Annotated in this window: 21 protein-coding genes; 12 read left to right on the top strand and 9 right to left on the bottom strand. The window is 29.3% G+C overall.

Annotation, left to right across the window (positions count from 1 at the left end):
* Nucleotides 1-98 precede the first annotated feature (98 nt).
* The 4 genes from radA to panC all read right to left on the bottom strand — a co-directional run bounded on the left by radA (nucleotide 99) and on the right by panC (nucleotide 3,963).
* Nucleotides 99-1,460 (bottom strand): DNA repair protein RadA, encoded by a 1,362-nt coding sequence (radA, locus tag AC2D6T_RS01310; protein ID WP_484680201.1) that lies wholly within the window; start codon nucleotides 1,458-1,460, stop codon nucleotides 99-101.
* Between the two features lie 330 nt (nucleotides 1,461-1,790).
* Nucleotides 1,791-2,735: a lysylphosphatidylglycerol synthase transmembrane domain-containing protein gene (locus AC2D6T_RS01305; RefSeq protein WP_298949799.1), complete on the bottom strand. Its 945-nt coding sequence runs from the start codon at nucleotides 2,733-2,735 to the stop codon at nucleotides 1,791-1,793.
* 2 nt (nucleotides 2,736-2,737) lie between these two features.
* Nucleotides 2,738-3,088 carry an aspartate 1-decarboxylase gene (panD, locus tag AC2D6T_RS01300; RefSeq protein WP_159950221.1) on the bottom strand — a complete coding sequence of 117 codons (351 nt, stop codon included), beginning with the start codon at nucleotides 3,086-3,088 and terminating at the stop codon, nucleotides 2,738-2,740.
* Nucleotides 3,089-3,117: 29 nt separating this feature from the next.
* Nucleotides 3,118-3,963, bottom strand: coding sequence for a pantoate--beta-alanine ligase (gene panC, locus AC2D6T_RS01295; protein WP_298949806.1), 846 nt, complete (start codon nucleotides 3,961-3,963; stop codon nucleotides 3,118-3,120).
* Nucleotides 3,964-4,060: 97 nt separating this feature from the next.
* Here panC and AC2D6T_RS01290 point away from each other — a divergent pair, with 97 nt between their 5' ends.
* The 6 genes from AC2D6T_RS01290 (at nucleotide 4,061) to AC2D6T_RS01265 (ending at nucleotide 9,487) form a co-directional block, all read left to right on the top strand.
* Entirely contained in the window at nucleotides 4,061-4,870 is an 810-nt protein-coding gene (locus AC2D6T_RS01290; RefSeq protein WP_298949808.1) for a glycogen/starch synthase, read from the top strand.
* 7 nt (nucleotides 4,871-4,877) lie between these two features.
* Nucleotides 4,878-6,488: a DUF4270 family protein gene (locus AC2D6T_RS01285; protein ID WP_484680200.1), complete on the top strand. Its 1,611-nt coding sequence runs from the start codon at nucleotides 4,878-4,880 to the stop codon at nucleotides 6,486-6,488.
* A gap of 28 nt (nucleotides 6,489-6,516) precedes the next feature.
* Nucleotides 6,517-8,373 (top strand): glutamine--fructose-6-phosphate transaminase (isomerizing), encoded by a 1,857-nt coding sequence (glmS, locus tag AC2D6T_RS01280; protein ID WP_484680199.1) that lies wholly within the window; start codon nucleotides 6,517-6,519, stop codon nucleotides 8,371-8,373.
* Between the two features lie 32 nt (nucleotides 8,374-8,405).
* The gene (locus tag AC2D6T_RS01275; RefSeq protein WP_484680198.1) at nucleotides 8,406-8,705 is read left to right on the top strand and encodes a recombinase family protein; all 300 of its coding nucleotides are present in this window, start codon (nucleotides 8,406-8,408) and stop codon (nucleotides 8,703-8,705) included.
* Nucleotides 8,706-9,104: 399 nt separating this feature from the next.
* Nucleotides 9,105-9,317, top strand: coding sequence for a hypothetical protein (locus AC2D6T_RS01270; RefSeq protein WP_484680197.1), 213 nt, complete (start codon nucleotides 9,105-9,107; stop codon nucleotides 9,315-9,317).
* Nucleotides 9,302-9,487, top strand: a complete 186-nt coding sequence (locus tag AC2D6T_RS01265) for a helix-turn-helix domain-containing protein (RefSeq protein WP_484680196.1) — start codon at nucleotides 9,302-9,304, stop codon at nucleotides 9,485-9,487. Before AC2D6T_RS01270 ends, AC2D6T_RS01265 begins: the two co-directional genes overlap by 16 nt.
* A gap of 192 nt (nucleotides 9,488-9,679) precedes the next feature.
* Here the strand turns inward: AC2D6T_RS01265 and AC2D6T_RS01260 are convergent, their stop codons facing one another.
* Nucleotides 9,680-10,396, bottom strand: coding sequence for a hypothetical protein (locus AC2D6T_RS01260; RefSeq protein WP_484680195.1), 717 nt, complete (start codon nucleotides 10,394-10,396; stop codon nucleotides 9,680-9,682).
* A gap of 297 nt (nucleotides 10,397-10,693) precedes the next feature.
* Between AC2D6T_RS01260 and AC2D6T_RS01255 the strand changes: the two genes are divergently transcribed.
* From AC2D6T_RS01255 to AC2D6T_RS01235, 5 genes are all read left to right on the top strand, one after another.
* Entirely contained in the window at nucleotides 10,694-11,080 is a 387-nt protein-coding gene (locus AC2D6T_RS01255; protein WP_484680194.1) for a hypothetical protein, read from the top strand.
* A gap of 5 nt (nucleotides 11,081-11,085) precedes the next feature.
* A complete protein-coding gene (locus tag AC2D6T_RS01250) occupies nucleotides 11,086-11,283 on the top strand; it encodes a hypothetical protein (RefSeq protein WP_484680193.1) in 198 nt (65 codons plus the stop codon).
* A 59-nt stretch (nucleotides 11,284-11,342) separates the two neighbouring features.
* Complete coding sequence (locus tag AC2D6T_RS01245; protein WP_484680192.1) at nucleotides 11,343-11,603, top strand: hypothetical protein; 261 nt, start codon at nucleotides 11,343-11,345, stop codon at nucleotides 11,601-11,603.
* 80 nt (nucleotides 11,604-11,683) lie between these two features.
* A complete protein-coding gene (locus AC2D6T_RS01240; protein ID WP_484680191.1) occupies nucleotides 11,684-11,980 on the top strand; it encodes a hypothetical protein in 297 nt (98 codons plus the stop codon).
* Nucleotides 11,967-12,416, top strand: coding sequence for a hypothetical protein (locus AC2D6T_RS01235; RefSeq protein ID WP_484680190.1), 450 nt, complete (start codon nucleotides 11,967-11,969; stop codon nucleotides 12,414-12,416). The genes AC2D6T_RS01240 and AC2D6T_RS01235 overlap by 14 nt, the downstream gene beginning before the upstream one ends.
* Here the strand turns inward: AC2D6T_RS01235 and AC2D6T_RS01230 are convergent.
* From AC2D6T_RS01230 to AC2D6T_RS01220, 3 genes are all read right to left on the bottom strand, one after another.
* Complete coding sequence (locus AC2D6T_RS01230) at nucleotides 12,413-12,589, bottom strand: hypothetical protein (protein WP_484680189.1); 177 nt, start codon at nucleotides 12,587-12,589, stop codon at nucleotides 12,413-12,415. The genes AC2D6T_RS01235 and AC2D6T_RS01230 overlap by 4 nt on opposite strands.
* Complete coding sequence (locus AC2D6T_RS01225; protein ID WP_484680188.1) at nucleotides 12,582-13,208, bottom strand: recombinase family protein; 627 nt, start codon at nucleotides 13,206-13,208, stop codon at nucleotides 12,582-12,584. The genes AC2D6T_RS01230 and AC2D6T_RS01225 overlap by 8 nt, the downstream gene beginning before the upstream one ends.
* A 203-nt stretch (nucleotides 13,209-13,411) precedes the next feature.
* Nucleotides 13,412-14,665 (bottom strand): Kelch repeat-containing protein, encoded by a 1,254-nt coding sequence (locus AC2D6T_RS01220; RefSeq protein WP_484680187.1) that lies wholly within the window; start codon nucleotides 14,663-14,665, stop codon nucleotides 13,412-13,414.
* Nucleotides 14,666-14,729: 64 nt separating this feature from the next.
* Between AC2D6T_RS01220 and AC2D6T_RS01215 the strand changes: the two genes are divergently transcribed.
* Complete coding sequence (locus AC2D6T_RS01215; protein WP_484680186.1) at nucleotides 14,730-16,970, top strand: immunoglobulin-like domain-containing protein; 2,241 nt, start codon at nucleotides 14,730-14,732, stop codon at nucleotides 16,968-16,970.
* Nucleotides 16,971-17,083: 113 nt separating this feature from the next.
* On the opposite strand, the gene AC2D6T_RS01210 is transcribed toward AC2D6T_RS01215, so the two are convergent.
* Nucleotides 17,084-18,445, bottom strand: a complete 1,362-nt coding sequence (locus AC2D6T_RS01210) for a DNA methyltransferase (RefSeq protein WP_484680185.1) — start codon at nucleotides 18,443-18,445, stop codon at nucleotides 17,084-17,086.
* Nucleotides 18,446-18,460: the final 15 nt, after the last annotated feature.

Raw genomic sequence — 18,460 nt, 5'->3', positions numbered from 1 at the left:
CTTTTACAATATTTTAAATCAAAACCGAACAGTAATGTTCGGTTTTTTTGTCTTAAAAAAGTTTTTTAAAGTTGATTAATTTTTAGATAAATTTAAATTTAAGCAAATAAAGTAGCAAATGCTTCTTCAATCTTACCAACTAAAATCAATTTAATTCCATGATTTTTAGAAGAAATCTTATTGTATTTAGAGGCTACAAAACTTTTATAACCCAACTTTTCTGCTTCTGTAATACGTTGGTCTATTTTAGAAACAGGTCTAATTTCTCCTGCCAAACCAACCTCTGCAGCAAAACATACATTGGGGTTAATTGCAATGTCTTGGTTGGATGATAAAATAGCTGCAACAACAGCTAAATCTATGGCAGGATCATCTACGTTAATCCCTCCAGTAATGTTTAAAAATACATCTTTTGCACCTAATTTAAAACCAGCTCGTTTTTCTAAAACAGCCAATAACATATTTAATCTTTTTAGATTGTAACCTGTGGTAGAACGTTGTGGTGTACCATAAACTGCTGTAGAAACCAAGGCTTGAATTTCTATCATTAAAGGTCTAACTCCCTCTAAGGTTGATGCAATTGCTGTTCCGCTTAAATCTGCATCTTTTTTAGAAATTAGTATTTCTGATGGATTTGTAATTTCTCTCAAACCATTAGAAAGCATTTCGTAAATTCCTAATTCTGAAGTAGAACCAAATCTGTTTTTCTGGCTTCTTAAAATTCTATAGGTGTGATTTCTATCGCCTTCAAATTGTAAAACCACGTCTACCATGTGTTCTAAAATTTTAGGACCAGCAATGTTTCCTTCTTTATTAATATGACCAATTAACAAGACAGGTGTTGCAGTTTCTTTGGCAAATTTAATCAATTCTGCAGAGGTTTCTCTAATTTGAGAAATGCTTCCAGGAGAAGCTTCAATAGAATTGGTATGTAAGGTTTGTATAGAATCTATAACCAAAACTTCGGGTTCGGTTTCTTCTATGTTTTTAAATATTTGTTGGGTATTGGTTTCTGTTAAAATTAAACAATTAGAATTTTGGGCAGCCAAACGTTCTGCTCGCATTTTAATTTGAGACTGACTTTCTTCACCAGAAACATACAGCACTTTTTGACTGATATTTAAAGCAACTTGTAGCAGTAAGGTAGATTTTCCTATACCAGGTTCACCACCTAAAAGTGTTACAGAGCCTTTTACCAAACCACCACCTAAAACTGTGTCTAATTCGTTGTTATTGGTAACAACCCGTTCTTCTGGATTTAGAACAATGTCTGCAATTTTTAACGGTTTGTTTATAGTTTGCTTTGCTGTTGTAGCTTGTTTCCAAACGCGTTTTTCTGCTGTCTGAATCACTTCTTCTACAATAGTATTCCACTCTTTACAGGCACCACATTGCCCAATCCATTTTGCGTGTTGGGTACCACAGTTTTGACAGAAAAAAGTTGTTTTGGTTTTAGCCATTTTGATTTAGTTGCAAAGTTTGAAAGCTGTAAAGTTACAAAGTAAAGTTAGATTATAAATAGCTATTTTTTATAACTTGATATTGTAATAATTTATGGGTTAAAAAAATAATTGATCCTTCAGGTTTTAAAAACCTGAAGGGTCTTGTAAATTGAAAAGGTTTTAGCTCTTAAATAAAAAAAGTAATTCGGAATTTTTATAATCTGGCAAATAGTTGCGTTAGCGATTGAACGACTTGTTTGAGCTCTTTTTATTTGATAAAATAAAAAAGCGAGTAGTGAAAGCGCGACTTGGTCCTGAACGCTTTCAGGATAAAGAAACGCCCAAAAATTATTTTTCCTTATTGTAAATTGGTAATAATAAAAATGCCAAACCGCCAAAAACAACAATCATTGCTGTTTGTGCTGTCCACATAATCCAACCAAAGGCGGTTGCAGGTTCTGTAGGGATGTTAAATAAAGCCAATGCACCTGCTACTGCAATTGGGTATAAACCAATTCCGCCATTTGTAGCAGCAATAGAAAAGCCGCCAGCAATAAAACCTATTAAAATACCACCAAAAGGAACCTCTAAACCTTTAATTGCAGGGATTGTTGCCCAAAACATGGCGACATACATTATCCAAATAAAAACGGTGTGAAAAATAAAAGCCCACTTGTTTTTCATTTTAAAAATGCTTGTCACACCTTCGATTAAACCTGTTATAAAGGTTTTAATTTTTAATAAAAAACCAGATTTTGCTTTTTTTACAAAAGAGGTAAAAATAAAAAAACCAATTACTAGAATTATTGATCCAATAATCATTTTTGTGGGATCGAAATTTTTGGTTAGGAGTTCGTAAATAAAATCAAATTGTACAAAAAGCGTAATGGCAATAATGGAAAGCATCATAATTAAATCTGCAATACGTTCTGCTACAATGGTTCCAAATCCTTTTTCAAAAGGAATTTCTTCATATTGGGTCATTACTGTGGCTCTAGAGATTTCTCCAGCTCTAGGCAATGCTAAATTAACTAAATACCCAACTAAAACAGCCAAAACACTATTGGTAAATTTGGGCTTAAAACCTAAAGGTTCTAGTATAAATTTCCACCTGTATGCTCTAGATAAATGACTTAAAATTCCAAAGAAAAGGCCTAATAAAATCCAACCATAATTGGCTTCCTTAAAATAATTTCCTAAAGTTTCTAAAGAGATTTTAGACAAAGAATACCAAACTAAAAAACCTCCCAATAAGAGAGGTAAAATTGTTTTTAAAGTTTTTTTAATGTTCAAAATTAGGTAAGGGTATTGTCTTTTTCGTTCGGAAATACCAATGATGGTTTAAATGTTTTAGCCTCTTCAAAATCCATAAACCCATACACTATTAAAATCAACACATCGCCAACAGCAACTCTTCTTGCTGCAGCACCATTTAGGGTAATTTCTCCACTACCTCTTGGTCCTGGAATGGCATATGTTTCTAAACGTTCGCCATTATTGTTGTTTACAATTTGAACGCGTTCTCCTTCTATAATGTTGGCTGCATCCATTAAATCTTCATCTATGGTAATGCTTCCTATATAATTTAAATCTGCACCTGTAACTTTTACACGGTGGATTTTAGATTTTACTACTTGTACTAACATGTTGCAAAAATACTCTTTTTTTATTATTATTATTTTAAGCGAATGTTGTCAATCAATCTAATTTTTCCTGCAAATACTGCCATAAAAGCACGATATTTTTTGTCAGATTCTATCTTTTCTACTGTTTCTAATGTTTTTTCTTCAGCAATGGTAAAATATTCTAATTCTAATAAAGGTTGTTTTTTAAACTCATTTTCTACCCATTCGTTAATTTCAGTAATATTTTTTGCACCAATTTTTCTTTGTACCTTTTTTAAAGTTTTGTAAATAAAAGGAGCTGCTTCTCGTTGTTTTTTAGATAGACGAATATTTCTAGAACTCATTGCCAAACCGTCTTCTTCTCTAAAAATAGAACATCCTTTTATTTTTACAGGAAGTCTATTTTTTTTGACCATTTTTTTAATGATTTGCAATTGCTGAAAATCTTTTTGCCCAAAATATGCCCGATTTGGTTGTACAATTTCGAAGAGCGTTTTTACAATTGTGGCTACACCATCAAAATGTCCAGTCCTAAATTTTCCTTCCATTTGGTTTTCTAAACCATCAAAATTAAATTTATTGGAAACAATGTTTTCTGCATAAATTTCTTCTACAGAAGGCGTAAAAACGATATCACAAGAAATTGTATCTAGTAATTTAATATCATTTTCTAGTGTTTTAGGATATTTTTTTAAATCTTCTACATTATCAAATTGGGTTGGATTTACAAAAATACTTACCACAACAACATCATTTTTCTTTTTTGCAGTAGATATTAAAGATAAATGCCCTTGATGCAAAGCCCCCATTGTTGGAACAAAACCAATAGATTTATTTTTTGCCTTATAACTTAAAATACAACCTGTTAAATCTTTCTTTGTAGAAAAAATATTCATGTTTGAAAAATTGATATTGCGTGCAAACTTACCATTTTAACACGATATTTGCATATTAATTTGTATTTTTGCCAATCTCACAAAAGAGTTTGATTTAATGAAGGACAAGAGAATATTATTTGTTTCGTCTGAAGTAGTACCTTACTTACCAGAAACAGAATTATCGTCAACCGCATTTAATGCTGCAAAAAACGCGCATTCTAAAGGAGTACAAACCAGAATTTTTATGCCAAGATTTGGCGTTATTAATGAAAGAAGACATCAATTACATGAAGTAATTCGTCTTTCTGGAATGAACCTTGTTGTAAATGATATGGATATGCCGTTAATTATAAAAGTGGCTTCGATACCAAAAGAAAGAATGCAAGTTTATTTTATAGATAACGAAGAATACTTTAAAAGAAAAGCCGTTTTTACAGATGAAGATGATACTCTTTTTGAAGATAATGATGAGCGTGCTATTTTCTTTGCAAAAGGCGTTATAGAAACGGTAAAAAAATTAAATTGGGCACCAGATATTATTCATGTTCATGGTTGGATGGCGTCTTTATTACCCCTTTATTTAAAAGAGTTTTATAATGAAGAACCACTTTTTACAGAGAGTAAAATTGTAACTTCTATTTATAATAATGGTTTTGAAGGTTGTTTAAATAAAGCTTTGGCAGATAAAGTTACTTTCGATTTAAATGAAGCAAAAAAAGCAGCAACAATACAAATACCTAACCATACTAATATATTAAAAAGTGCCATAGAAAATTCTGATGCAATTATTTATGGTAGTGAAGATGTTTCTGAAGAATTAACTTCTTTTGTAGAAGAAAAAGAAATTCCTTTTTTAGGATTTCAAGAAGAAAATCTAAAAGAAAATTATTTAAATTTTTATGCTGACTTAGTGTCGGAAAATTAATTGGTTTATGGTGAAAAAAATTCTTAGAAAAAGCGCCTTTTTAGGTGTATTAATATTCGTTTTATCTGCTGTTATTTCTTGCGAAGAAGACTTTACAGATATTAAAAGTGGGGTAGTAAGTAATACAAAATTTATAACCAAAGACACAATTTTAGATATTGTAGTTTCTAATGCACCAGTAGATAATGTTAGAGCAGATGGTTTAACATTAACAGCAACACCATTTTTTGGTTTTCAAGGGCAATATTTGCTAGGTACTTATATAAATGATGATTTTGAGAATATAGAAGCTTCTATTATTTCACAAGTTCTTATAAATACCAGCTTAGAAGTTTCACCATACAGCAATCCTGATAATTTAGCTTTTGAAACCACAATAGATACAGCTTATGTAAGATTGCCATATTACGCTACTTTAGAATCAAATACAGACAGACCAGTTTATACTTTAGATTCTATTGTTGGCAATAAAGACTTGCCATTTACATTAAATATTTATGAGTTAGACACTTATTTAAATAGATTAAACCCTGCAGACCCTTCAAAAACCAACGTTTTTCTTTCAGATACAGATTATGATGTAAAACCCAACCCTTTAAATGAGTTTGCTGATATTGATTTTACTCCAACCGCTAATGATACTTTAGTTATCATTAAAAGAAGAAATAGTTTAGGAGACTTGTTTGAAACAGATACCATAAAATATACTTCTGGTGTAACTTCTGAAATTTCAAGACCAATGGCAATTATTCCTTTAAAAAAGAGTTTTGCAAAACAAGTATTTGTAGATAATTATGGGTCATCAAATTTTGAATCTCAACAAGCATTTAACGATTATTTTAGAGGTATTAAAATAGAGGCAAAAGAAATAAACCATGCTTCTGGAGAAAAAGGAGGCGCTTTAATTTCTTTTAATTTAAGAAACTCTAATACACAGGCATCTACATCATCCATAGAGGTCTATTATACAAATACTTATTTTAAAGCAAATAGTACTGAAATAGATACTGTTATAAAAGTAAATCATACCTTTCAGTTAGGTGGTATAGCAAACAATAAATTTGAAATGACCAATAGAACCTATCCTATTACAAACGAAGTTCGTTTACAAGGTGCAGCTGGCTCTGAAGCTAAGGTAGAGGTTTTAAATGGAAATGAATTGGCAGCTTTAAAAGCTAAAAATTGGTTAATAAACGACGCTTCATTAACTTTTTACATAAATAAAGACATAGATACTACAGACGTACCAAACAAATTATTTTTATACAAAAAAGGTATCGATGCTAATGGAAACTCAATACAAAGCTTTGTAAAAGATGTTTATACAGAAACGGCTTTTTTTGGAGGCAATTTAATTAGAGAAAGTGGTAAAGTAGATCGTTACAATTTTAGAATAACAGATTATGTGTCAGACTTGCTAAGTGGGGAAACTACTTACAACCCTCCTTTAAGATTAAAAGTTTTTAATACTTCAGATACACAAATAAACGACACTATTTTTAGAAATTTTAGTTGGAACCCAAAAGCAGTCTCTCTTTTAAATGGCGATAAAGCTGCAAACGGAGAAACAAGAAGAGCTAAATTAAAAATTTCTTACACAGAAAAACCATCAAATTAATCAACCAAAATTATAAATATTAATTTTTATGTGTGGAATTACAGGATACATAGGTTTTAGAGATGCATATCCAATAGTAATAAATGGCTTAAAGAGACTAGAATATAGAGGGTATGATAGTGCAGGAATCATGATGTATGATGGCAATAACATCCATTTATCTAAAACCAAAGGGAAAGTTTCTGATTTAGAGGTTATTACAAATAAAGAAAAGGAAAGAAAAGTAGGTAAAATAGGTATGGGTCATACACGCTGGGCAACACATGGTGTACCAAATGATGTAAACTCTCACCCTCACTTTTCTGAATCTAGTAATTTGGTTATTGTACACAATGGTATAATAGAAAATTACGATACTTTAAAAAAAGAATTAATATCTAGAGGTTATACTTTTAAAAGCGATACAGATACCGAAGTACTTGTAAACTTAATAGAAGAAGTAAAAAAACAGGAACAATGCAAGTTAGGTAAAGCAGTTCAAGTAGCATTAAATAATGTTATTGGCGCTTATGCAATTGCTGTTTTTGATAAAACAAAACCAAACGAATTGGTTGTTGCAAGATTAGGAAGCCCAATTGCAATTGGTGTTGGAGAAAATAATGCAGAGTTTTTTGTAGCTTCAGATGCATCACCATTTATAGAATATACCAAAGAAGCTATTTATTTAGAAGATGAAGAAATGGCTATTATCAAACTAGATAAAGGTATTAAGGTTAGAAAAATAAAAGACGACTCTTTAGTTGACGCAAAAATACAAGAACTACAAATTAGTTTAGATCAAATAGAAAAAGGGGGTTACGATCACTTTATGTTAAAAGAAATTTATGAGCAACCAAAAGCGATAATAGATACTTATAGAGGAAGAATGTTACCAGGTGAAGGCATTATTAAAATGTCTGGTATAGATGATCATATTCAGAAGTTTTTAAATGCAGATAGAATAATAGTTGTTGCCTGTGGTACTTCTTGGCATGCAGGGTTGGTAGGCGAGTATCTTATAGAAGATATGGCACGTATACCTGTAGAAGTAGAATATGCCTCTGAATTTAGATATAGAAACCCAATTATTACATCTAAAGATGTTGTAATTGCTATTTCACAATCTGGAGAAACTGCAGATACTTTAGCTGCCATAAAACTAGCAAAGTCTAAAGGCGCTTTTGTTTTTGGTATTTGTAATGTTGTTGGATCTTCTATTGCAAGAGAAACGCATGCAGGAGCTTACACACATGCAGGACCAGAAATTGGTGTTGCTTCTACCAAAGCTTTTACAACCCAAATAACTGTTTTATCTCTAATTTCTTTAAAATTAGCAAAAACAAAAGGCACTTTATCAAATTCTGCTTTTAGAATGTACCTGCAGAAAATGCAGTTAGTTCCTAAAAAAATAGAAGCACTTTTAACGATAGATGATAAAGTGAAAGAAATTGCATCCGTTTATAAAAATGCAAAAAACTGTTTGTATTTAGGTAGAGGTTTTAACTTTCCTGTAGCTTTAGAAGGCGCTTTAAAGTTAAAAGAGATTTCTTATATACATGCAGAAGGTTACCCAGCTGCAGAGATGAAACATGGGCCTATTGCATTGATAGATGAAAACATGCCAATATTTGTAATTGCAACTAACAAAGGTCATTACGAAAAAGTGGTTAGTAACATACAAGAAATTAAGTCTAGAGCAGGTAAAATTATTGCTATTGTTACAGAAGGAGACACACAAGTTAAAGAAATAGCAGATCATGTTATAGAAATACCAGAAACAGAGGAAGCTTTAACACCACTCTTAACAACCATACCTTTGCAGTTGTTATCTTATCACATAGCTGTAATGTTAGGTAAAAATGTAGATCAACCTAGAAATTTAGCCAAATCTGTTACGGTGGAGTAGTTACTCGTGACAATTACTCTTACTCCTACAAATTGTTAGTAACGTTCTCAATATCAATAAGAACTACTCATCTGTGGAGTTCTTCATATTCGGAATATCAACAGTATTTATTTAATAGAATAAGGGGTTTAAAAGAACATTTTCTTACCCCTATTGGATATAGAAAGATATCTCAAATTCTTAATGAGGAAGGATTAAAAACACCTCGTGGTAATGAATTTAAAAACAACCACGTCCATTCCATTTATAAGAAAGGTTTAATTCGTGAAGAACGAATAAATAGACCAGATGTAGTTGTTGTTACTCCCCCTATTGTAGAAGTTATTAAATAAAACCCTTCTATTTTTTTACGTTTTCCTACACTTTGTAATACTTATAGTAGATACTGGTATCCATCATAGGGTAAAATACTAATCACCCACGAGGGTTCTAAGGAATAGTTAGTGGGTTAGAAGTCGGATAGTATTCTATAAGATTGAAATAATATCTATACATAATGGAAGAGGTTTCTCCGATAGTATCAAAAATGGTTCTACTATAAATCAGATATGGGTGATTAAATCGAACTGGTCTGAGGAAATTTAGAATTAAATAAAAAAAGAAGTAAAATTCTTAAAGGGGATTGGTGTATCCAATACTGAAGTATTCAAACAAATAAAAAATTTGAAAAAAGATTATAACCTTTTACTTAAAACTCGAGGTTGGTACTATATAAATTAAACTGTTTAAAGATGAAACAAACTAAACTAACTTATGAAGAAATAAAATGGATAAAAGATAATCCAAAAGAGTTCACTGATGAGTTAATCAGAAAATCAGAACTGGTTAAAAACTTCTCAGATAAACTTGAATCTTATCGAAAAAATAATGATAGAATAGGGTATAAAAAATTATTCAAAGAATTATTAAAAAAAGAAGAAGAGAAACTATGGAAGAAAGAATAACAAAACAACAACTAATGAAGATGTATAATGTAAACAGAACCACCATAGAAGAATGGAGAAGAAGGTTTGGGTTACCAATGATAGAAATATCATCTCATAAAAAATACATCAGGAAAACTGATTTATTAGAGTGGGAAAATCAAATGAAACAAAATCACACCTTAGTGTAGTTTAAAAATGATTACAGTATCAAAATAGTTTTGATTCAAACTTTGATATACTTTGAAGATTGAAAGAGTTATGGTTAATCTATCAGTTGGTAAAATATGGTGTCTTTGTTGTTTCAATACATATTCAAAGAATACCGAAGGGTTTTAATATTACAAGAACTTGATATGATTAGTATATAGGTTGTTATTCTACTACCACTGTTTCTTTTTACCAACATATAGAGGTTTTAATGTACCTCCTTTTTTCTTTTCTCTTTCTTTCTGAGGAGGTGTATAATGTGGAGATTTTTTATATAAATCATAAAGAATATCAATTCCTTTTAGTTTGTATTTTTTGTCATAAAACCTATCTAAGTTCCCATCTTTCTTCAGAATACTCAACATTTTCTTCTTAACAACATCACAAACATAAGAATCAATCTTAGAGGAGATTATTTCTTTATGTTCATCACCCTCGTAGTTCTTAGGGTTCATAGAACCATAGTGTCCAACGGGACCATCCTCATATCTATTATTCTTATTGTAATGAGGAACATTATCTTCTAATAAATCTAAGTGATACGATACATCATCTACAGTACCTATGTATATATATTTTCTTTTACCACCAATTGAAACCCACATACCCCATTGAGGGTTAAAATCATCACCATCCAAGAATATTGAAAAAGAAGGTAAGAACTTTTTATGATACTTAATCATTTTATTAAATCCCTTAGTTCTATCTGATTTCCATTTTCTCAACTCCTTTTTGAGTTCCTTAATCTTTTCTAAATCAGATTCAATCTTCTTTTCTCTTCTTTTTATTCGATTTACAAGATTTTCATAATCTCTTTTTTCATCTCTTTCTTTTTGGGGAATAAACCACCAATCATCTCCAACTTTTTTAACTCTCCATTTATCTTCCATGTTTCCAAATTTAACAATTTTAAATAACTCATAAAATTACCAACACTAAAAATAAAATTAGTGTGTAAGTAAAATGAGTACTAACTATAGTATTGTTAGTGAGTGAGGGTTAAACTTCTCCACCTATTAAAAGTGAGAATTAATAAAATTACCAACACTAAAAATAAAATTAGTGTGTAAGTAAAATGAGTACTAACTATAGTATTGTTAGTGAGGGAGTGAGATTCTAACCCTCAATAAAGAAAAGAGAACAAAATTATTTAATTAAAAACCGGTGGGTATAAAACACAAAATATTATGAGTGTAAAAGTAACATGGGGAAATAAACTTCCTCTTTATCAGAAATCAAATGAAAATTATAATTCAATCCCATCAAGATGGTATAGATATACCGAAAACCTGAAAAGAGGTTGGGTATTAAGTTGTGAGAGTGGTAAGATTAAATCTACACACCTTGAAAAAATAGGTGGATTAGTAAAGTTAGATAAAGTCAGAAATATTCTTGGGGAGAAATTATATGAAAACCCCACCGAAGAAAATTATTCCTTTCAAATGAGTGTTTTAGAATTACTTCTTGAAGAACATTTTCCAAACATCAAAGATTTTGATAAGTGGGGATTAGAAGGTGATGAATATTCTCCTTGGAACAATCCGTTTAGTGAATTAGAAACAATTAAAATTTAAAGGATATGACAGATGTAGAATTACAAATTAAGATTATGACAACAGAAATTAGTCGACACGATTTGAATAAAATGAGTATTAAGGAACTCTATGGTTTGGAGGATAATGTTAGGATACTCCGTGATGAGAGTTGTGATGAAAAAAAAGAGGATTTGGAAGAACTCTTGTTTGATATAAGAATGATTAGAAGATTAAGGAATTAAAAACTTGGACTATTGAGAGTGACTCTCCTTTAATTTGGAATCAAATAGGGTATAGTCAGTTGGGTTTTGGAGTTAAGGATATTAAAATGGTTGTTTTAGAAATTGATTCAAAAGGTATAAATGGTGAAGTTACCTCAGAAGAGATAAATGAATTTACATCTCCTCTTCATTCAGTAATAAATCAATCACATATAGATTCTAAGTTTATAAAACCGATTGGTTACTTTAAATCATCTCGAAAACATTTTTATTTACTAAGAGATGAACTTGGGAAACTAAAGTCAACTTTGTATAAGAATCAATTTAAATTGGTAGGATAAAAAAAATATTTCTTACTTAATTTCAGTTAAATTAAGTATAGTTAATGAGTGAGAGTTTAATCAAATAAAAAACAAATAAAATGAGAAAAGAAGTAAAAGAAATTATTGAAAGAGTTGTGGAGGATTTAATAAGAAAAGAGGATGATATGGGATTACCAATTCAATCAACATGGGAAAGAATTTATTATGAATTTGAAGACTTTATGGAGGAAGTTGAAGAATCTTATTTCGAAGAAGAATTAGAAGAAATCTTTGGAGGAGTTCACACAATGAAAGAGATTAAAGAATACACTATGGAGTGTTTTTATGATGTATTAGAAAAATATGAAATGGAAAAAGAAATATTTGAAATGAAATATAGAAATGAAAAAATATAAGGTTATTAGAAATAATGGAACTCCTTCCAGACGAAAGTTCGAAGGGTTTAATTTTTACATTCAATGTAATGAAAAACTATCTCGAAAGAATCGGAAAGAACTTATTAGTAAATCGGAAGTGTATTTGAATAAAATATTTAATTCAATTAATTTAACTGAAGAAGAAAAAATAAATAGAGGAATTACAAATGGATTAGATTCTAATTTAACTGATTATGAACTTTTAGAAATATGGAATCCAATATATGAGAAGTATGGATTCCATTTACCTGAATTTAAAGATAAATGGGAGAATAAACATCTAAAAGAAGATTCAAACCCTATCAAAACTTCAAACGTTGAAATGTTTGAATCTAAAATTAACGAATTAGAGTTTAGAATTAAACAATTGGAGAATAAACTTTTAAAAAATAAATATATTGAAGGAATGGGTTAGTAACTCATTCTCTTCCACCAATCAGTTTTATGTTTAAGTTGGTACTCATTCATATCTATACTATCGAACAAGTGGAAGTTTTTAGAAACTAATCCTTTTTCTTCTAATTCTTTCAGAGTAATAGTTTCATAACTATCTCTGATTTTTCTATTTTGTTTCTTCTTTTTACTCATATACTTTTTCTTGAAGTTTAAGGTTTTTCTTAACCTTAGTAATTGTGTTTAGAGAAACATCACATAACTTAGAAATCTCAATACCTTTCATTCCTTTTTCTAAATACTCAACCACTTTAGAATGTTTGGTTAAGAATTTAAGAGTAGATTCCTTAGTGTTTTGTTTTCTACCACTATATTTTTCTGGATTCGTTTTCTGAGTGATACGAATCCCTTCCATTTGTCGAGATTTAATCATTGATTTCTCAAATGAACTCATAGTAGAAAGAATGTTCAATAATAATTCAGAGAAGTAATCTTTTTCACCTGAATCATTTAGGTTTTGGAAGTTTGGGTTTCTACAAACAACTCTAACACCTTTTTCGGTCAGTTCCTTCCAAACAGATAATACCGAAAGTGTATCCCTTCCTAATCTATCGATAGAGTGAACCTCAATATGTTTGATAGTTCCGTTATCAACTAACTTCTTAATTTTGTTTTTAATAATGTTTGGTCGTTCCCATAAAGGAACTAGTCCACTACATTTATCTATGATAACTTTATCAAATCCTTCTACATTTTGAATCTGTCTTAATTCACTTTGTTCATCAGTGGAAACTCTTGATAAAAATACTTTCATAATTCGCAATATTAGGATTAATAATCAAACACCCTTAAATTACGAAAATATATTAATATATACAACTATATTGAGTGTAAATTCACAAAATGAGATTAGTAAAATGAAGTATACTCTAAAATTGGGAATGAAGTTTATAAATCGAAATAAAGAGGATGTTTTTGAGAATCAACTTCTGTTAGATTTAACAGAGGTTAAATGTTTTATTTAATCGTTACTTGATTATTTAATTTGTAAACCTTTATTCTTTTGTCCAAATATGACTTTTCCATTATTATAAAAGGTTTTTTTAAATCCATTAAAGTTTTTATTTTATTATTTAAATCATTAATTATTTTGTTCATTATTCTTAACTGATGATTATAATTTAATTCTGAGTTTTTGTAAATACTCATTAAATCTATAATTTTAAATTCGTTATTCTTTTTTAACAAATTAATAATACTCAAATCGTAATCTGAGATTTCAATTTTTCTTTTTTTGTAATGAACAGATTTGTTATTTAATATTAGAATTTTTCTGTTTTTTTTAGTTTTAGGTTTTTTGAAATAAATTAAAATGAAAACAATTAAAAAGAGGATTACTAAAATTTCAATTAGGTAGTTGTTTTTTTTGGAGACAAACCCATCCTCTCCAAATTTATTTGATAAGAATTCATCGTAAAATCTTTTATTAATCTCTAATTTATTTTTTACATGAATATTTGATATTAAATGAAAAACACTGTCTTTATAAAATGATTTTAAGTTTTTGTTAGATTTAATATTTCTTGTAAAATTATTTGATTTGTAAAATTCAATCTTATTTTCAAATGGTTTAATTAAAAAAATAGTGTCCTTTATATCTTTTCGAATAATAATTTTTTTATCATCTCCGATATCAATAATATTGTCATTTTTAGAAAAATGATATTTAGAAACCCCTAAATTTGTCCATTCATTTTTCTGAAAATCATATGAGTAAACTGAATTTGATTTAGTTTCAATAGAATTTAATGAATCATCTTTTAGAAAACCTCCAAAAGTTATTAATTTATTATTTTTTATTGTGATTAGGTGAGAGTATTTTTTTGTTCCCTTGTTTTTATTTTGTTTAATTTCCCATTCATTTGTTTTAAAATCAAAGAAAGTTAATAAGTCTCTTGTTTCCCAAAAACCGTAACCTCCATGTCTAAATATAGTATCATTATAACTAAAAATATTAGATTCAATTTGTGACCTATGTCGATATGAATTATCTATTCTTTTTAATCGGTCATTTTCTAAAACAAATATATTACCACCAAACTTATCTATTAAATAACTTATTCCTGATACTTTTATTAATTCTAATTCTTGAGGTCTTATGGGTTTAAATTCTGACTGGTAATTATTTAAGTCTATAAATTCTAATGAGTCTTTAAAGACTGAATGTTGAGAAAAACAAATGAAAGGAATGAAAAAGAATATTAGTCGCATTATATTGAAGTATTTTCAATTAATACAAACATATTATAATTTTGTAAATTATTAATTAATAATTATGAATCTTTTTTTAAATATAATTCCAATAATTTGTTTCTCATTTTTTGGTAATTATCAAATTGAAAATAATGATAAATTAGGTTTCGATGTTAATCATTTTAAAATTTATAATGATTTGGATAATGATGGTATTATCGATAGTGAGGATAATTGTCCCAATTTTTACAATCCACAACAAATAGATACAAATAATAATGGAATAGGTGATATTTGTGATGATGAATTACAGGATCCATACATTATATATTTTAACATCCAAGAGATTCCCGGAACAAATGAGTTTCGTGATTTTGTAAACCCTTTTATGAACCCAACTGGTAGTTGGTTTTATTACATGTTTAATCAAGGTTATGATATTATTGATTTTGATAATGATGGTAAATTAGACTATGTTACGATGTTTTATCATACAGAAAGACCTATAGGAATAGCTCGTATAGGTGTTTTTTCATTTGATATTACAAATGAAGTGGTTGAGATATCCTTAAACAATGTTATTGAAATTAAAGGAGAACCAAATGCAAATGCACCAGAAGTAGGTCATTTTAATAATGATGATTCATTGGATATTTTCATACCAACTGGGAATTATCATGGTGATGATAATACACAACCTCCCTTTTATAACGGAACACACAATAGACCTGATTTTTTATACTATAAAAATGATAATGGATTTAAAATTGATTCCTTAGATTTTACTTATAACAACCAAAAATATAGTAATACTTCATTACAAAAACCGATTCAAATTGATGAAGATATGAGTAAAGAAATAGCGGTTCTTACTTATGATAAACAAATGGCGTTTTATGATTATGACACTGAAAAAGGAAGACATGAATTCATAAGAGAAATTACTACCTCAGAAGATAAATTTAATGATGTTTATAACATTCATTTCGATGAAGATGAGTTTAAAGATTTAATAACTCTTAGTGTTTCTCGTGGTTCAACAAATACTTATAGAATTCATAAATATTCAGGGTATGAAAATTCTATGGATCAGATTGATTTTAGTGAAAAAGAATTAATTGGAGAGTTCTCTATGGGGAGTGATTGGAGTATAGCTGAAAACGAAGATATGACTAACATTTCTAAAATTGGAGAAAATAACATTTTATTTGTTAGATTTCATTCGTCAAATAATGAGTTTAAACTCGTATCATATAATTTATCTTCTCCAAATACAGATGATGTTACTGAGTACTTATTTGGAAAAGATTTTATTACTAAGGATTATTTAGGAAAAGGCCAATATTTCCAGGATATAGATAATGATGGTGATTCTGATTTAATAGTTGAAACACTCGAACATTACAATAGTAACGAACAAAAAATTATTTTCATTCAAGAAAACGGTAGGTTTCATCCTGTTAAGTTTAATATTGACGAAATTGGATACAAAGGTCAGTATATTTTTATTGATTTAAATCAAGATAACCTTTATGATGTTGTAGATGTAAATTCTAGTAGATTTTACATAACAAATTTTATAACAAATGTAGAAGACACTGCAGTTCCAGTCATTACCATAGAAGGAGAATCGACAGTTACATTAGAAGTAGGAACTACCTACAGTGATGCAGGAGCAACAGCAGAAGACAACTATGATGGAGATATTACAGAATCTATTGTTACGGTAAATAATGTAGACACATCAGTTGTAGGTACATATACAGTTACTTACAATGTTAGTGATGCGAATGGTAATGTAGCAGAAGAGGTAACCCGAACAGTACAAATAGTAGACACTACAGTTCCAGTCATTACACTAGAGGGGGAATCGACAGTTACATTAGAAGTAGGAACTACCTACAGTGATGCAGGAGCAACAGCAGAAGACAACTATGATGGCGATATTACAGAATCTATTGTTACGGTAAATAATGTAGACACATCAGTTGTAGGTACATATACAGTTACTTACAATGTTAGTGATGCGAATGGTAATGTATCAGTAGAGGTAACCCGAACAGTAAATGTAGAATCGAGTCTTTCAGTTGATGATAACATTAATAATATTTTAAAAATTTACCCAAATCCTGTAGATGATAAATTAATCATTCAAGGATTACAGAAGAAAACTAAAGTTTCAATTTATACTATATTAGGTAAGTTAGTATTATCAAAAATGACGTCAAGTGAAATAGATATTAATAACCTTAAAAGGGGTATTTATCTAATAAAATTCACTGATATAAGGGGACAATTAGTTCGTAGATTTATAAAAAAATAAAATTTCATCAATATGATTAAAGTGATGAAAAAACTATTATAAACTTTTAGTGAAAAAGAGAAGTGATTATTTGAGACTGATGACCTATCATTTATTTGATAGGTTATCGTTTTTTAAAACACCTTCAAATCATACCCAACAAAATTTCTTCTTAGTTTATCACAAATCCTTCCAGTTGTCCCACTTCCCATAAAAGGGTCTAACACCATTTCAAACTCTTTAGAAGTTTGAAGAATAGGTAAGGTTATGATTTCATTTGGAAACGGAGCAGGGTGTTCTCCTTGAATATTTAGTTTCTGATTTGCAACCGAAGTTCTCACGATATCCTCATTCCAGTAATCTCCCATATTTTTACCATTCGTGTTAGGTAAATAAGGTGTTATTGATTTTGAATACTCCCCATTAACACTTCTATGTCTTGGAGGTAGAGACGCTTTGGTTTTATCGGATAGTTTTGTTAACGTTGGGTAATAATCATACTCCATTGATTTTACCAAATGAAAGATAAACTCATAAGAAGGAGTTAGATTAGATTTTGAAGAAGAGGGTTTTGGATTGGTTTTAGACCAGATAATAGTATTTCGAAGTATCCATCCTTGTTCTTTAAGTTTTAGTATTACTCTATGAGGAACATTTTGGAGATTTCCATTATAAAAAGTATCACCTAAATTAAGAAAGAAACTTCCTCTATCTTTTAATACTCTTTTACAATCTTTTAAATGTTCAGAAAGATGTACTACAAACTCTTCAGATGTTTTTTCATTCCCTAATCCTTTCTCTTCAGAATAGGTTCTTTTATTCCAATAAGGGGGAGAAGTAAAAATAGTTTGAACTTCACCTTCATTTAGTTCACACATATCATCAGAGGATTTCTGATAAAACCTCCAATTCGATTTTACTAAACTTTCTGATTTTGAAGAAGTAGGTTTTTTAGATTCTTTTTCTTTAATTTCCCTCTGAATTTGAAGATAAGATTGATTAACCGTTAAAATACCCTTATCTAAAAGTTCAATATATTCTGGTTTGTTTTTATGGATGAATACTAATCTTCTTAACTGAGAAGAAGATATTCCTAATTCTTTAGAAACCATATCCCTTGAAGAACCTCTGTTAGATTTAACAGAAGTTAAATCCGTCCTTCTCCCTTGTCCTTTTCTATAATATCTATCAAGTATTAGGTATTCATTGATAAGTTCTTTAAAACTCTTAATTCGTTGTTTATTGTAATGAATTAACAATAATTCTTCTTCTCCACCCTTAACCTCTCTTTTAATTACTTCAACCTCATCCCAACCCAATCGTCTAATAGATTCAAACCTTCGATTACCACTTATAATTTGGAAATATTGGTCGATAACTATTGGTTGGAGTAACCCCACTTCAGAAATACTCTCCATTAGTTCTTCAATAGAAGATAAATCATAGATTTCTTGATTTTTAGGATGATGAGATAGTTTAGAGATGTTTACTTTCATAAAACGAATATATTG

This window comes from Polaribacter sp. YIW18 (assembly GCF_057219325.1).
The sequence above is the reverse complement of the archived record's forward strand: the minus strand, read 5'-3'. Positions and strand labels throughout refer to the sequence as shown.